Origin of the sequence: Streptomyces sp. 4F14 (genome assembly GCF_048159485.1) — a bacterium.
Taxonomy (GTDB): Bacteria; Actinomycetota; Actinomycetes; order Streptomycetales; family Streptomycetaceae; genus Streptomyces.
In genome coordinates, this window is record NZ_JBLRVY010000004.1 from 52507 (window position 1) to 68513 (window position 16007).

General features: G+C 74.4%; 9 protein-coding genes. 3 read left to right on the forward strand and 6 right to left on the reverse strand.

Translation table 11 applies throughout. The annotated features are described in order from the left end of the window. Window positions 1-38 precede the first annotated feature (38 nt). The 3 genes from ACLZOT_RS07240 to ACLZOT_RS07250 form a co-directional block, all read right to left on the reverse strand. The gene (locus ACLZOT_RS07240; RefSeq protein ID WP_416967911.1) at window positions 39-1001 is read right to left on the reverse strand and encodes an alpha/beta hydrolase; all 963 of its coding nucleotides are present in this window, start codon (window positions 999-1001) and stop codon (window positions 39-41) included. Window positions 1002-1062: 61 nt separating this feature from the next. Continuing rightward, complete coding sequence (locus ACLZOT_RS07245; RefSeq protein ID WP_416967912.1) at window positions 1063-2022, reverse strand: alpha/beta hydrolase; 960 nt, start codon at window positions 2020-2022, stop codon at window positions 1063-1065. A 43-nt stretch (window positions 2023-2065) separates the two neighbouring features. Continuing rightward, window positions 2066-4918: an AAA family ATPase gene (locus ACLZOT_RS07250; RefSeq protein WP_416967913.1), complete on the reverse strand. Its 2853-nt coding sequence runs from the start codon at window positions 4916-4918 to the stop codon at window positions 2066-2068. 406 nt (window positions 4919-5324) lie between these two features. Between ACLZOT_RS07250 and ACLZOT_RS07255 the strand changes: the two genes are divergently transcribed. Next, the gene (locus tag ACLZOT_RS07255) at window positions 5325-6308 is read left to right on the forward strand and encodes a UDP-glucuronic acid decarboxylase family protein (protein ID WP_416967914.1); all 984 of its coding nucleotides are present in this window, start codon (window positions 5325-5327) and stop codon (window positions 6306-6308) included. Between the two features lie 9 nt (window positions 6309-6317). Here ACLZOT_RS07255 and ACLZOT_RS07260 read toward each other — a convergent pair whose 3' ends face one another. Beyond that, the gene (locus ACLZOT_RS07260) at window positions 6318-7607 is read right to left on the reverse strand and encodes a UDP-glucose dehydrogenase family protein (RefSeq protein ID WP_416967915.1); all 1290 of its coding nucleotides are present in this window, start codon (window positions 7605-7607) and stop codon (window positions 6318-6320) included. A gap of 64 nt (window positions 7608-7671) precedes the next feature. Further along, entirely contained in the window at window positions 7672-9945 is a 2274-nt protein-coding gene (locus ACLZOT_RS07265) for an ATP-binding protein (RefSeq protein WP_416967916.1), read from the reverse strand. 401 nt (window positions 9946-10346) lie between these two features. On the opposite strand from ACLZOT_RS07265, the gene ACLZOT_RS07270 reads away from it, so the two are divergent. Continuing rightward, a complete protein-coding gene (locus tag ACLZOT_RS07270; RefSeq protein ID WP_416967917.1) occupies window positions 10347-11045 on the forward strand; it encodes a LuxR C-terminal-related transcriptional regulator in 699 nt (232 codons plus the stop codon). A 216-nt stretch (window positions 11046-11261) separates the two neighbouring features. Continuing rightward, the gene (locus tag ACLZOT_RS07275) at window positions 11262-14480 is read left to right on the forward strand and encodes a S8 family serine peptidase (RefSeq protein ID WP_416967918.1); all 3219 of its coding nucleotides are present in this window, start codon (window positions 11262-11264) and stop codon (window positions 14478-14480) included. Here the strand turns inward: ACLZOT_RS07275 and ACLZOT_RS07280 are convergent. Continuing rightward, a complete protein-coding gene (locus ACLZOT_RS07280; protein ID WP_416967919.1) occupies window positions 14465-15853 on the reverse strand; it encodes a glycosyltransferase 87 family protein in 1389 nt (462 codons plus the stop codon). The two genes, ACLZOT_RS07275 and ACLZOT_RS07280, sit on opposite strands and share 16 nt — an antisense overlap. Window positions 15854-16007: the final 154 nt, after the last annotated feature.

Consider the following 16007-nt stretch of genomic DNA (forward strand, 5'->3'; position numbering starts at 1 on the left):
ACGGCGTGCCGGTGGCCGGTGTGGTCACGGCCCCGGGCTCAGGCGGGGTGCAGGGCGGTGCGCAGCGTGTCCGTGGCCAGGGTGATGGCCGCCCCGGCGGCCTGCGTGCCGCGCAGGGCGTTGAGCATCACGAAGTCGTGGATGGCGCCCTGGAAGCGGACGGCGGTGACGGGGACGCCGGCCGCGCGGAGTTTCGCGGCGTACGCCTCGCCCTCGTCGCGCAGGACGTCGGCCTCGGCGGTGATCACGAGGGCCGGGGGCAGGCCGGTGAGCTGCTCGGTGGTGGCGCGCAGCGGGGACACGGTGATCCGGGCGCGGTCGGCCTCGTCGGTCGTGTACTGGTCCCAGAACCACTGCATGCCGTCGCGGCGCAGGAAGTAGCCGGTGGCGAACTGGTGGTAGGACGGGGTGTCGAAGGCGGCGTCGGTGACCGGGTAGAACAGCACCTGCTGGACCAGCGGGACGTCCCCGCGCTCCTTGGCGAGCAGGGTGAGGGCGGCGGCCATGTTGCCGCCGACGGAGTCCCCGGCGACGGCGATGCGCGTGGCGTCGAGGCCGTGCCCGGCGCCCTGCTCGACGATCCAGCGGGCGACGGCGTGGTTCTGCTCGACGGCGACCGGGTAGCGGGCCTCGGGCGAGAGGTCGTACTCGGGGAAGACGACCGCGGCGCCCGCGCCGACGGCGAGTTCGCGCACGAGCCGGTCGTGGGTGTGGGCGTTGCCGAACACCCAGCCGGCGCCGTGGATGTACACGATGACGGGCAGGGTGCCGTCGGTACCGGCGGGCTTGACGATGCGGGCGCGGACGCTGCCGGTGGGGCCGCCGGAGACGGTCACCCACTCCTCGTCGACGTCGGGCTTGTCGATCTCGCCGGACTGGACGTCGTCGACGGCCTTGCGGCCCTCGGCCGGGGGGAGGTCGAAGAGGTAGGGCGGGTTCGCGGTGGCCTCGGCGAAGGCGCGGGCGGCGGGTTCCAGTACCGGGTCTACGGGCTCGGACATGGGGTTCTCCCTGGTCGTGGGGTGGTGTCCCCCAGCCTCGCAAGGGTCCGGGTCCGGCGCATCAGTAAGTTGACTGTGTGAGGGCCGAGGCCAGGAACCGGGCTCCCTGCCGGATCGCGGCGCGGGTGGGCGGGCTGTCGCGCAGGGAGTTCAGGGAGACGAAGTCGTGGACCGTGCCCAGGTAGCGGACGGCGGTCACGGGGACGCCCGCGCGGCGCAGCAGGCGCGCGTACGCCTCGCCCTCGTCGCGCACGACGTCGGCCTCGGCGGAGACGATCAGGGCGGCGGGCAGTCCCGCGAGGTCGGCCTCGGTGGCGCGCAGGGGGGCGGCGGTGGGTTCGGTGAGGTCGTCGGGGTGGTCGGCGTACTCCTGCCAGTACCAGGCGACGGCCTCGCGGGTGAGGAAGTAGCCGGACGCGAAGCGGCGTGCCGAGTCGGTGTCGGCGTCGGGGTCGGTCATCGGGCAGTACAGGAGCTGGGCGCGCAGGCGGGGGCCGCCGCGCTGTTTGGCGGTCAGGGTGAGGGCGGTCGCGAGGGTGGCCCCGGCGCAGTCCCCGGCGACGGCGATGCGGCGGCCGTCGAGGCCGAGGCCGGGGGCCTGGGCGGCGATCCAGGTGAGGGTGGCGTACGACTCCTCCAGGGCGACCGGGTAGCGGGCCTCGGGGGTGCGGGTGTACTCGGGGACGACGAGGGCGGCGCCGCTGAGGTCGGCGAGTTCGCCGGCGAGGCGGGCGTGGGTGCGGGCGTCGCCGAGCATCCACCGGCCGCCGTGCAGGTAGACGACGACCGGGTGCGGGCCGGGCGTGCGGCGGGGGCGGAAGAGCCAGAAGCCGACGAGCCCGGAGGGGCCGACGGGGGCGACGCGGAACTCGGCGTCGAGGTCGTCGTCCGGGTGGCCCTGCATCTCCAGCAGGGCCTGGCGGCCGTCGACGGGGCCGATGCGGTGCAGGTAGGGCGGGCCGGCCGAGGCGTCGACGAGCCGTCGGACGAGGGGGTCGAGGACTACACGGTCCGGGTTCACGCGCCTCCTTGCGGCGTGCCGGTGGGGTTCGGAGCGCAGGCTCTCACAGGTCCTCGACGAGGTCCCGGAGCTGGTTGCGGCTGCTCACCCCCAGTTTCGGATACACCTGGTACAGGTGGGAACTGACGGTGCGCGGCGAGACCATCAAATGTTCCGCGATCTCCCGGTTGCGCAGCCCCTTCGCCGCGAGCCGGACGATCTCACGCTGCTGGGCGGTGAGGTCGGCCAGCGGGTCGCCGCCCGCCGGTGTCGTGCCCACGCCGCTGGCGCGCAGTTCGACGCGCGCCTCGTCGGCGAGGCCGGCCGCGCCGAGCCGGGTGAACGTCTCCAGCGCGACGGCCAGCAGGGGGCGGGCGTCGAGGGGGCGGCGGCGTCTGCGCAGCCACTGCGCGTAGTGCAGCCTCGCCTGGGCGCGGGCCAGCGGCCACTGGTCGGCGGCCGGGTTGACGGTGGCGAGCCGGAAGTGGTGCTCGGCGTCCTTCGCGGGTCCGGTGAGGGCGGCGGCGTGGTGCAGGAGCAGGGTCGTCCGGGTCGTGGGGCGGGGTCCGAGAGCGGTGCGTACGGCGTCGACGACCGGGGCCGTCCGCGCCTGGCGGCCGGTGCGGTGGGCGGCCGCGGCGAGGTCGGCGACCGAGCGGGGCGACAGGAAGTAGTGCAGCGGGGTGCCGTCCTCGCCGAACAGGCGGCGCAGGTGCCGGTAGGCGCCCTCGTGGTCGCCGGCTGCCGTCGCGGCGGCGCCCTCCGCACGCAGCAGGCGGGCGTGGGTGGCGCGGTTCTCGTCCAGGTCGACGGCCGTCCAGGCGAGGCCGGGGCCCGCGGGTTCGCCGCGCAGGGCCCGGAGCGTCGCGCGCAGCGCCTCGACGTCGACGCGCAGGAACCGCAGGGCGTGGACGGCGGCGAGGGCGGCGGTGCGTTCCAGGTGTTCGTCGGCCTCGGCCCAGCGGCCGGTGTCGAGGAGGGCGCCCGCCATCGCGGTGAGCGTGGGGACGGCGGGGCCCATCGCGCCGTACGCGCGAAGGCCCGCGTACGCCTGGCGGAACGTCTCCACGCACTGGTCGGACTCGTCGGCGTACCAGGCGGTACCGCCGATGCCGAGGGTCCAGGTCATGTCGGCGACCCGGTCGGCGGGGGCGGGGCCGGTGGCGGGGCGGCGGATGTCGCGCAGGAGGGCGGGGGCGTGGGTGGGGTCGGCGGCGGCGAGGGTGGTGGCGCGTACGGCGGCCCAGCTGCCGTTGCTGGACAGTTCGGCGTACGGGGTGTCGCCGTCGCGGGTGCCGGCGCCGGCGAGGAGGGCGGCGACGGGGCGGCGGGGTTCGGGCAGGCCGGACTGGTAGGCGACCGCGCCCAGGACGCTGGCCAGAGCGAACGCCGTCATGCCCGAGGTGGGCGGGGTGGGGGCGAGGGCGCCGGCGAGGATCTGGGACGCCTGGCGCTGGTGGCCGTGCAGGGACAGGGCCATCGCGACGCCGCAGGCCGCCACGGACAGGACGTCGGGGTCGTCGGTGAGGGCGGTGACCTGGTCGTACAGCTCGCGCACCCAGGCGGGGTCGGCGGCGTTGGTGGCGGCGTGCAGGGCCTTGGTGTAGCGGCGGGCGCGGTCGGCGGGGGCGGGGCTGCATTCGGCGGCGCGTTGCAGGGCGCGGGCCGCCGCATGGAAGCCGCCGCAGCGTTCGGCGAGGCGGGCGGTGTCCTCCAGGGCCGCGGCCACGGACTCGTCGCGGCCGGGGCAGGCGGCGGCGAGGTGCCAGGCTCGGCGGGAGGGGTCGTCGGTGAGGGCGGCGGCGAGGTCGTGGTGGGCCTCGCGGCGCCGGTGGGCGGGGGCGGCCTGGTAGCAGCCGGCCCGGGCGAGGGGGTGGCGGAACAGGACGCGGCCGTCGGCGATCGTCACGAGGCCGGCTTCCTCGGCCGGGGCCCAGGCCGTGAGGTCGTCCCCGGCGCCGGCCGCGGCCATGACGGTGACGAGGTCCTCGTACTGGGAGGCCGCCGCGTACAGCAGGAGGCGGCGGGTGGTGTCGGGGAGGGCGGGGAGCCGTGCCGCGTACAGGCGTTGGAGGCGTTCCGTCTGGGGGAGGCCGCCGCCGGGGAGGACGCCCTGACGGGCCGCGCGGGCCAGTTCGATGAGGGCCAGGGGGTTGCCGTGGGCCTGCCCGAGGAGTTCGCTGCGCGCTCTGCCGGTGGGGGCGTGCGGCTGGGCGTCCAGGAGGTCGGCGGCGGCCTGGTCGGGCAGGGGGCCCAGGAGCGTCGTCCGGAGGTCGGCGGGGACGCCGTCGGGGGGTGTCTGGCCTCGGGCGGCGAGGAGGGCGGGGATGCGGTGGGTGCGGCGCAGGACGAAGGCGAGGACGTCGAGGGAGTCGCGGTCGAAGTGCTGGACGTCGTCGGCGGTGAGGAGGAGGCCGGTGCGGGGGGAGGTGCTGGGGGCGGGTGGGGTCTCGGCTCCGGCCTCGGTCGTGGTCGTGACGCCGGTCGTGGCTCCGGCCCTGGTCCCGGTCTCCGTCTCGGTCCTGGTCCGGGTCTCGGTGTCGGCCTCGGTCAGGAGGGTCAGGACGGCCAGGCGCAGGAGCATGGGGTCGGCGGGGGTGTCGGCGGGGGCCGTGCCGAGCGCGGTGTCCAGGGCGGTGCGCTGGTGGGCGGGGAGGGTGGCCGTGCGGTGCAGGAGGGGCAGCAGGAGCTGGTGCAGCGAGGCGAAGGAGTGGTGGGCCTCGGCCTCGCTGCCCTGTGCGGTCAGGACCAGGTGTCCCTGCGCGCGGGCGCGGTCCGCGGCGGTCGCCAGGAGGCGGGTCTTGCCGGTGCCGGGCTCGCCGAGCAGGAGCAGGGTCGTGCCGTTCGCCACGGCGTCCTGGAGGTCGGCGAGTTCGGGGTCACGGCCCGTCAACTGCGCTTCGGTGTTCTCAGCCACCCCTCCATCATCGCCTGTTCCCCGACGGGAACGACCGCTGTCGGGCTGCCGGGGCTGTGGCGGTGGGCATGCCGTGCGACGGCGGGGAAGCGTGGTGCGGGCGGGACGTCATCGGTCGGTACGACGATCTGGACCGGGGCGTGACTATGGGCCAGAATCGGCTGATGTGCGGCCTGTCGCGTGGGGAGCGGCAGTGTCGGGGGGATGGTCTTCCGGGGGGAGACGGAGCTTGCCGACCGGGCGGGCGCGAGGGTCGTCGGGGGACGGCGGCCCGGGCGGGCTGACCTCAGCCCTGCCCCGCGCACCGGGGTGCTCCGACGTCGGGATCCAGGACTCCTCGGGCCGGCCGCGCCCGTACGCCTCGGCCGACCCCAGGCTTCCCATCGGATCGTAAGGAGTTGGGGCCATGAGCGACGTTGGCAGACCGACGGTTTCCTCGCCCGGGGCCGGGCGGGTCGTGGTGACCGGCGGTGCCGGTTTCCTCGGCTCGCATCTGTGCCGTGCCTTGCTGGGGGCGGGCAGCGAGGTGGTGTGTGTCGACAATCTGTGCACCGGCCGCCCGGCGAACGTCGCCGGTCTGGCCGGGCATCCCCGGTTCCGGTTCGTCGAGGCGGACGTCACCGAGCCGTTCACGGTCGACGGGCCGGTGTCGGCGATCGCGCACCTGGCGTGCGCGGCGTCCCCCGTCGACTACTTCGACCTGCCCGTCGCCACGCTGCGCGCCGGCGGCCACGGCACGTACAACATGCTGGTCCTGGCCCGCGAGAAGGGCGCGCGTTTCCTGCTGGCGTCCACGTCCGAGGTGTACGGCGATCCCCTGGTCCATCCGCAGACCGAGGAGTACTGGGGGAACGTCAACCCGGTCGGACCTCGGGCCGTGTACGACGAGTCGAAGCGGTTCTCGGAGGCGATGGCGGTCGCGTTCCGGGGCGAGTTCGGGGTCGACACGGCGATCGCCCGGATCTTCAACTCGTACGGCCCCTTCATGCGCGCCGACGACGGCAGGGTCGTACCGACGTTCATCACGCAGGCGTTACGGGGTGAGCCGCTGTCGGTGATGAGCGACGGGCGGCAGACGCGGTCCCTGTGCTACGTGGACGACACGGTCGACGGCCTGGTGGCGCTGCTGAACAGCGCCGAGGCGGGCCCGGTCAACCTGGGCAACCCGAACGAGATCACCGTCCTCGAACTGGCCGAGCTGATCGTGGAGATCACCGGCAGCCGCTCCCCCATGACGTACGTCGCGCCGCATCCGGACGATCCCCGGCGCCGCCGGCCGGACATCGGGCGGGCCCGTGCCCTGCTGGGCTGGGAGCCGCGGGTCGCCCTGTCCGACGGGCTGAAGCGGACCGTCGAGTGGTTCACGCAGGCCGAGGCTCCTGCCCGGTGATCCAGGCGCTCAAGGCCGGACGGTGGCCCGGCCCACGCCCATGCAGGTGAGGCCGAGGGCGCTCAGGCGGTCCCGGTCGAGGGCGTTGCGGCCGTCGTACAGGAGCCGGCCGCGCATTCCCGCGACGACCTCCTGCCAGTCGACGTCCTGGAGGTCGGCCCATTCGGTGACGACGATCAGGGCGTCGCAGCCCTCGGCGGCCTCGGTGACGGTCTTCGCGCGGCGCACCCGGGTCCAGGGGTCGGTGGCGGCGAGGCGGGCCATGGGGTCCCAGCCGGTGACCTCGCAGCCCTCGGCGAGGAGGCGGGCGGCGATGACGGCGGAGGGGGCCTCGCGCATGTCGTCCGTGTCCGGTTTGAAGGTGAGGCCGAGCAGGGCGATGCGGCGTCCGTCGAGGGTGCCGAGTTCCTGCTTGATCCGCTGGACGGCGCGGCGGGGCTGGAGGTCGTTGACCTCGATGACGGCCGACAGCATCTGGAAGGGGTAGCCGCTGTTGGAGGCCATGGCGCGCAGGGCGCGGGAGTCCTTGGGGAAGCAGGAGCCGCCGTAGCCGAGGCCCGCGCCCAGGAAGTGCGGGCCGAGGCGGTGGTCCATGCCGACGGCGCGGGCGACCTCGACGACGTCGGCGCCGGTCTGCTCGCAGACGGCGGCGATCTCGTTGATGAACGTGATCTTCGTGGCGAGGAGGGCGTTCGCGGCGAGTTTGACCATCTCGGCGGAGGGGACAGTCATGAGCTCGACCGGGCCTTCGACTCCTCGGTGGAGGTCGGCGACGAGCTGTGCGGTGGCCTCGTCGTCGGAGCCGACGACGACCCGGTCGGGGCGCAGGAAGTCCTCGACGGCGCGGCCCTCGGCGGTGAACTCGGGGTTCGCGGCGTAGCCGACGTGCACGAGGCCCGCCGCGTCGAGGGCGCGGCGGACCTTCGCGCCGGTGCCGACGGGGACGGTCGACTTGAGGACAACGGCCCGCAGGTGCGCGGCCTCTTCGAGGTCGGCGACGACGGACCAGACCCGGGAGAGGTCGGCGTCCCCGGAGGCGGTGGGCGGGGTGTCGACGCAGATGTAGGCGACGTCGGCCCCCTCCAGGGCGCCGGCGGCGTCCAGGGTGAACGTCAGCCGCTCGCGGTGCTCGCGGATCAGTTCCTCCAGGCCGGGTTCGTAGATGGGGACCTGTCCGGCGTCGAGCATGTCGACCCGCTCGGGGACGATGTCCCGTACGACGACCCGGTGCCCCAGCGCGGCCAGGCAGGCACCGGTCACCAGACCGATGTAGCCGGCGCCGAATACGGCCACGCGCATGGCAGGCCCTTCCTCTCCGCCTCGTCCTCGGCTGGGAGCGTACCGCGCCTGCGTGGGGGCGAGTTCACCGGGCGGCAGCCGGGCCCGGGTCGGGCAGTGGGCCGGTGAACTCGTTCAGGAGGGCGCGGACGCGGTGGGCGTCGGGGTGGTCGAGGCGGTCCAGGAACTCCAGGGCCTCGCGCCACAGGAGGGCGGCGGTGCCGGGGTCGCCGGCGGCGCGGTGGGTGGCGGCGAGGTGGTCGAGGGACTCGGCGATCTCGGCGAGGTCGCCGCGTTCGCGGCGCAGGCGTACGGCGTGCCGGAAGCCGGTGATGGCCTCCTGGTGGTCGCCGAGGTGGTGGTGGGCGTGGCCGAGGGTGTCCCAGGTGGCGCCCTCGCCGTCGCGGTCGCCGAGGTCCTGGAGGATGCGCAGGGCCTGCCGGCCGTGTTCGACGGCGGCCCGGTGGTCGCCGAGGTGGGACTCCCACCAGGCGACCTGGTTGAGGGCGCGGCCCTCCCCCACACGGTGTCCGGCGGCGCGGAACAGGCCGAGGGCCCGGCGGACCTGGTCGAGGGCCTCGGGGAAGCGGCCCAGGCGTCCTTCGACGCCGCCGAGGTTGCGCAGCGCCTGGGCCTGGCCGACTCGGTCGCCGAGGTCGCGGGACAGGTGCAGGGAGTGGCGCAGGCGTGCGGTGGCCTCCTCGTAGCGGCCCTGCCGGCAGCGGACGCGGCCGAGGTTGCGGCAGGTGCGGGCCTCGCCGACGGTGTCGCCGCTCGCGCGGGCGGCTCTCAGCGCCGTCTCGTGGGTGTCGGCCCATTCGGCCCAGTGGCCCGTGAGGTCGAAGTAGCTGACCAGGGTCCAGGCGAGTTGCCAGGCGTGGGTCTCGAAGCCGGTGCGGGCGGCGGTGTGGACGGCCGCTGTGAGGTTCGGCAGTTCGGTCGCGAACCAGCCGAGGGCCTGGTCGTAGCCGGTGGGTGTCTCGGGGGTGACGGCCGGGTCGGGGACGGGCAGGGCGACGGGGTCGCGGTACCAGCTCAGGGCCTCGGAGGCGGCCGCGGCGCTGTGCAGGTGGTGGTCGAGGAGCCGGCGCAGGGCGGCGCGGCGGTCAGGGTCCGGGTCGTGGCCGCGGGTGAGTTCGGCGGCGTACGCGCGCAGCAGGTCGTGGGCGCCCCGGCGGCCGGGGGCGGGCTGGTCGAGGAGGTGGGCGCGGGTCAGTTCGGCGAGCAGGGCGCGGGCGGTGTCCCGGTCGGTGCCGGCCAGGCTCGCGGCGGCGGGCACGGTCAGGTCGGGGCCGGGGTGCAGGCCGAACAGGCGGAACAGGCGGGCCGCTTCGGGGCTGACCCTGCGGTACGACCAGGAGAAGACGCCCCGGATGTCCGTCACGGGGTCGTCGCCCGCGAACGGGTCGAGGCGGGCGCCCGCGTCGCGCAGTTCGCGGGCGTACGTGGCGAGCGGGAACTGCGGTGTCATGGCGGCCCGTGCGGCCACCACCGACAGGGCCAGGGGGAGGCGGGCGCACCGGGTGACGATCTCGCCGACGGCGTCCGGCGCGTCCAGGACGCGGGCGGGTCCGAGGCGGCGGGCGAGGAGGTGGCGGGCCTCGTCCTCGGCGAGCAGGCCGAGGACGACGGGGTGGGCGCCCTCCGTGGCGACGAGGCCGGTGAGGTGGTTGCGGCTGGTGACGAGGGCGAGGCAGCCGGGAGCGCCGGGCAGGAGGGGTCTGACCTGTTCGGCGTCGCGGGCGTTGTCCAGCAGGAGCAGGACGCGTTTGCCGGTCAGGAGGCTGCGGTACAGCCCGACCTGGGCCTCGGGGTCGCGGGCGATGCGTTCGGCGGGGACGTCGAGGGCGGTCAGGAAACCGCGGACGGCTTCCTCGGTGGTGACGGCGGCGGCGGTGGGGTGGAAGCCTCGCAGGTTCACGTAGAGGCGGCCGTCGGGGAAGCGGTCGGCGACGCTGTGGGCCCAGTGGACGGCCAGGGCCGTCTTGCCCACGCCCGCGGTGCCGATGATGGCCGAAATCGCCAGGTCGTTGTCGAGGACGGCGTCCAGGCGGGCGAGTTGTTCGGCTCTGCCGGTGAACAGGAGGTGGGCGGGCGGGAGTTGGTTGGGGACTCGGGCGAGTCGTGTGCCGGTCGCCGCTTCCTGGAACTCCTCGCGGTGCGCTGCGGCGAGGCCCAGGGCGTCGGCCAAGTGCCGTACCGTCGCCGGGCGTGGCCTCGCGATACGGCCCGTCTCCACGTGGCTGATCGTGCGCACGCTGACACCCGAGCGGTCGGCCAGTTCCTCCTGGGAAAGCCCCAGCCGACGCCGGTGACCGCGCAGCAACTCCCCGAGCATCGGCACCCCCAACTGTGACACCGGGCTGTGCCCTGACCGTGAGGGGCTAACGCGTCAGTTGCGGGCCGGAAGTGGTCCAGGGGCAAGAAATCCCTGCCCGCTCCATGAATTCTTGCGAATCCCTCCCCCTCCGAGTAATTCCTGCCCAGCGATCCGGGGAATTTAATATTCTCGCCCGAAGTAATTCCCCAGGTGTCCGTCCTGGTTTTTTCCTACAGGATTCAAGTAACGGCACTCCACTACGGGAACCCGTAGTGCGTGGTGATAAATCGCCCCAAAGGCACTAAATACCCCCGCTGAAACGTGCCTGTTGTTCCACTCAGTGAAAAGGGGTCCCAGAAATCCGTCGTGCGGCTTTTTTGACGCCCGTCGGCCGTGCGACCATACCGGCCAAACAACTGCACCACGAAAGAGGTACCGCCTTGCCGACCGCTCCCAAAGGCAGGTACACCACCGCTCATCTCGGCGACGACAACGCGGCGTCCGCCATGAGCGTCGTCCATGTCGACTCCCGGCTGCGTGTCGTGGCCGCGAACAAGCCGTTCACCGACCTGTTCCTGGCGGACTCCCCCGAGCCGGGGGGCCGGCCGTTCCCGCTGTTCTTCCACGAGCCGGCCCAGCCGCACCTGCGCGAGCATCTGACCCATCTGCTCGCGGGTGCCCAGCCGCAGTTCAGCGCACCGCTGCCGATGGTCACCGCGCAGGGCGAGGTCGTCGACTGTCTCGTGTCCTGCGTCGCGATGTCCATGACCCCCCACCTGTCCCGCACCGAGTACATCGCGCTCGCCTCGATCCGCCTCGACACCCCCTTCGGACTTCCGACGCCGCTGCTCCCGGCACCCCCGGCGCTCGCCGAGGTGCCCGCGCACATCCTCGAAGGGCTCGCGGCCGGTCTCTCCACCCAGCAGCTCGCCTCCTGTCTCGGCCTCAGCAGCCACGGCGTCGAGTACCACGTCAGCGCGATGCTCCGGAAGCTCAAGGCCCCCAACCGGTCGGCGCTCGTCGCCCGCGCCTACGCCCTGGGCATCCTCGTCCCCAACTGCTGGCCACCCCAGGTCCGCCCCCAGTACACGACCCGCACCTCGGCCGTCCCCGCCCCCTGCCCGACCCCGACCTGCTGACGGCCGCCCCACTCGCCCCGGCCCGGCTCCGGCCCGGAAAGAGGTCCTCGGAATCACTCCCTGAATTGTCAGCTGACATATCAGTCGGGGTGCTGGGAGAAAAACCTGCGGAACGCCGGGCGGAATACGGCCGTCCGTCCTCCCGAGGCCCATCTCTTTGTCAAAATCTGGCGTTCTGATGGGGCGACCGTCAACTTGCCGATCGACGATCGTCAGGTGAGCACGAAAAGAGCACTCGCCGGCGGCGCCGTCGCGGCCGTCGTCCTGTCCTGCCTGACGGCAGCCGGCGAGATACCCCCCACTCCGGCGCGGGCAGCCGCCTCCGCCTCCCCCACACAGCGCGTCGTCGTCGTGATGCGCGACCAGCATCAGAACCTCCTCCCACGCGCCCGCGCGACCCAGCGCGCGCACGCCCTCGACCACGACCAACTCCCCCTGCTGCACGCCCTCAAGGACAGCGGCGCGACGCACGTCCAGCGCCTGGCCTCGGTCAACGCCGTCGCCGCGACCGTCTCCCCCGCCGAACGGTCCCGGCTCGCGGCGGACCCCGCCGTCGCCGCCGTCGTACCGGACCGCTGGATCCCCGCCCCCCACCGCACCGCGAACGCCGCCTCCGTCTCCCCCACGGCGACCCCGGCGTCCGGGCCGTGTCCGGCGGATCCCGCGACGCCCCTCGTGGAGCCCGAGGCGCTGCACCTCACCCGGGCCGACTCGGCGCAGCACCTGGCTACCGGCAAGGGCGTGAAGGTCGCGTTCTTCAGCGAGGGCGTCGACGTCGACAACCCCGAGTTCGTGCGGCCCGACGGCAGCCATGTCATCTCCGCCGTCCGGGACTTCACCGGCGACGGCACCGCCGACCACACCGACGGCGGCGAGGCGTTCGGCGACGCCGGGGCCATCGCGGCGCAGGGCGCCCGGACCTACGACCTGGCGACGGAGCTTCCGCACGCCGGGCTCCCGAAGGGCTGCACGTTCCACATCCGCGGCTTCGCCCCGGACGCCGACCTCGTCGCCCTGAAGGTGTGGGGCGAGCACTCGGGCGGCTGGCTGTCGCAGATGGCCCGCGCCATCGACGACGCCGTGTGGAACGAGAAGGCCGACGTCATCAACGTCTCCACCGACTACGGCGCCCTCCCCGACACCCCCGACGACCCGTTGCGCATCGCGATCCGCGCGGCGGTCGCCGCCGGGGTGACCGTCGTCCACGGCAGCGGCGACTCCGGGACCTCCGGCACGATCGGTGCCCCGGCGAGCGACCCGGACACGATCACCGTCGGCGGCACCAACGCCTTCCGGCTGGTCGCCCAGGCGTACGGCTACCCGAAGTACACCAGCGGCGACATCGCGGCCCTGTCCTCCGGCGGCACCACCCAGGGCGGCAAGCTCGTCGACCTGGTCGCCCCCGCGCAGGCCGGCATGGCGCCGTGCACGGCCGACCCGCACTACACAGGCTGCACCGGGGACACCCTCGTCTGGGGCGGCACCAGCCAGGCGGCCCCCTTCGTCGCGGGCGCCGCCGCGCTGGTGATCGAGGCGTACGAGCACGCCCACGGCGGCGCGCGGCCCGCGCCCGGCCTGGTCAAGCGCATCCTCACCGGCACCGCGACCGACCTGGACTCCCCCGCCGACGACCAGGGCGCGGGACTCCTGGACACCGAGGCCGCGGTGCGGGCCGCCCGGGGCGACGGCGGGCTCCTGCCGTCGGTGAGCCAGGTGAACGTCACCGGCGCACCCGGCAGCGCCCACGACACGACCGTCTCCCTCACCAACACCGGCACGGTGTCCCGCCAGGTCACCATGGGCTCGCGGGCGGTCGGCGCCGAGACGTTCCGCACCGACCGCACCGCGACCGTCGGCGACCCGCTGGACACCGGGGCACCCGAAGGGGCCCTGGCCGCGCCGCCGGTCACCTTCGACGTCCCGGCCGGGACCCCGCTGCTCGACGCCCAGATGGTCTGGCCGGGCACCGGCGACTCGGGCACGCTCGCGCTGTTCCTCGTGGACCCCGAGGGCCGGCTCACGCAGATGTCGTACGACTACGACGGCTACGGCAGCTATCCGAACTACCAGCACGTCGACGTCCATCACCCGGTCGCGGGGACCTGGACGGCGAAGGTCGTGTGGAACAACGGGCGGGCCCATCTCGCGGACCCGCCGATCAAGCCCGGCTCCTACCGGGGTGCCGTGAAACTCCGGTTCAGCGGGCACGCGTTCGCCTCCGCCGGGGTTCCCGAGGTCACCCGGACCATCGCGCCGGGGGCCACCGCCGACTTCCCCGTGCGCGTGACGCTGCCCGCCGAGGCCGGTGACGCGCCCGCGTCCCTCCAGTTCGCGGCGACGGACGGCACCCGGCTGTCGGTGCCCGTCTCCCGGCGGACCCTGCTCGGCGAGTCGTTCACCGCGACGGTCACCGGAGGGGTGGGCCGGGTCGTCGGTCAGGTCCTCGGCTACGACCTGGACGTCCCGGCCGGTCACCGGAACCTGAGCGTCGACCTCGCCGCACAGGACCCGGACACCACGCTCGCGTACTACCTCGTCGACCCCGAGGGCCAGATCGCCGCCTCCGACACCAACCTGACCGGCGCGGACGGCACGACGCCGACGACCGCCGCGTCCCTCACCGCCGACTCCCCCGCCGCCGGGCGCTGGCGGCTGCTCGTCGTCCTGCCGAACCCGGTCAGCGGCAAGGACTTCACCGACCGGGTCACCGGGCACGTCCGCTACGACACCGTCGACGTCACCGCCTCCGGGCTGCCGGGCGACCCGGCGCAGAAGCTCGCGCGCGGTGTCGCGCAGGAGGTGACGGTGCGGGTGAAGAACACCGGGTCCGCCGGGCGCTACCTCTTCCTCGATCCCCGCCTCGCCGCCGACACCGACCTGGTGCTGACCCCGACGAGCGGTTCGGCGACCGCGCAGTTGCCGTTCCCCGACCCGGCGAACTGGCGGGTGCCCCGGCACACCAGCGCGCTCACCGCCGTCGCCACCGCCGACTCCCCGGTGGACGTGGAGATGGCCCACACCACGGTCGCACCGGACGTCGTCGGCTTCGCGCGCACCGACGGCACCGTGACCGCCTCGCTGTCCGCCGCCGAGGTCACCCCCGGCGACTGGTACACGGAGCTGACCCCGGCCGGCCCCTTCGGCACCGCCCAGGCACCCAAGGGCACCGGTCACCTCACGCTCACCGCCCGCACCAGGGCCTTCGACCCGGCCGTCGAACCGGCCACCGGCGACCTGTGGCAGCCCGGTTCGACACTCGCCCCGGTGTTCGTCGCGGCGGACGGCACCGTCACCCTCAAGGCCACGGTCAAGCCGACCGCGCCGGCCGGGACGGTGGTCCACGGCACCCTGTACGTCGAGACGTACACCCCCGCGTTCGCCGAACGCACCGGTTCCGTCCTGACCGGCATCCCGTACACCTACACCGTCGGCTGACATTCCCTCACCCCCCGGCCCGCCTCTTCCGAAGGGGCGGGCCCCTCTTTCTCTCCGCGGCGGGCCCGGCCCGTGACGGCAGGCGTCTCGGCCTCCGCACGGCCCGTGAAGGCGAGCGCCTCAACCACCGCACGGCCCGCCCCGCCTGTGACCACGACCGTTCCCCGCCCGGCCACCACCCGCCCCGTCGTCTTCGCCGCCCACCGCGTCCACGTCTCCCGCCGGAACCACACCAGCAGCACCATGGGGTAGACGAGGTAGCCGAACCGCGTCGCCGGCATCAGGCACATCGCGAGGCCCAGTCCGAGCGCCAGCCGGTCCGCGGCGGCGACGAGCGTGCGCGGCGGGCGCACCGTCAGGGACACCCCGATCGCCACGGCGCTCGCCGCGAGCGCGGCCACCGCGAGGGTCCTGCCGCCCGGCACGTGGGTGGCCAGCAGGTACCCCGGCAGCGGACTCGTCGCGGGCGATCCGGCGTGTCCCGCGCCCAGCGGGAACAGCACCACCTGTTCGACGAACGCCCTCGGGTCGACCAGGGCCGACGGCAGCACGACCGCGCAGGCCACCACCAGTGCCACCCACCCGGCCCGCACGGCGGCCCGCCGTCCCGACACCGCCGCGACCAGCACGAGCGCCACCGGCAGCAGCGGCCAGGCCGTCCACTTCAGCGCCGCCGCGGCCCCTGTCGCCACCCCGGCCCAGGTGCCCGTCCCGCGTCGGCCCGCGAGGGTCAACGCGAGGCACATGAGCCCGATGACCGGCAGATCCACCCCGCCGACGGCGAGCAGCAGAGCGACCGCGGGGAACGCGGCGAGCAGCGGCACGACCGCCGTGCCCGCGCGGCCCTCGCCCTGCCGGGAGCCGGGCCCGAGCCGCGCGGCCAGGCCCAGCGACGCCAGGAACACCACCGCGAACCACAGCCGGGCGTCGGCGAGGGGCACTTCGCCCAGCAGCGCGTGCGGCAGCCCGAACAGTGCCATCCCCGGCAGATACGGGTTGTAGTCACCGACCTCGACCGGGTGGGAGACATAGGGGCTCCCGCCGCTCAGCAGCAGGCTTCCCGAGTGCTCCACGACCCCCACCTCGGACTGCGCCACCCCCATCACCATCAGCACGACGAGCGGCACCGCCACCGCCCCGGCCAGCGCCGGCCTCGCGGCGGCCCACGCCCACGGGCTGCCGGTCCTGCGCGCCACCAGCGCCGCGGTCCCGTACCCGACCGCCGCGCACAGCCCCCACACCCGGTGGGAGGTGAGCGTCGTGACCGACGCCAGCGCCAGCGCGAACCCGGCGCACGCCCACCAGTACGACGCGGCCGGCAGCAGGCGGGCTCCGGGCCGTACCGGCAAGGCTTCGAGCGACGGGATCGACATGGCCGTACTCCTGTGGCGAGGCGAGGCGGGTGAGGCGTTGCACCTTCACTGTCCCGTCACAGCACGTCACCGCGGATCGGCCGAACGGTCACACTCCGCAGCCGTTCTCGGGCCCTGCCTCGGCCGAATGACCGACCACTCAGGTATGACGGAC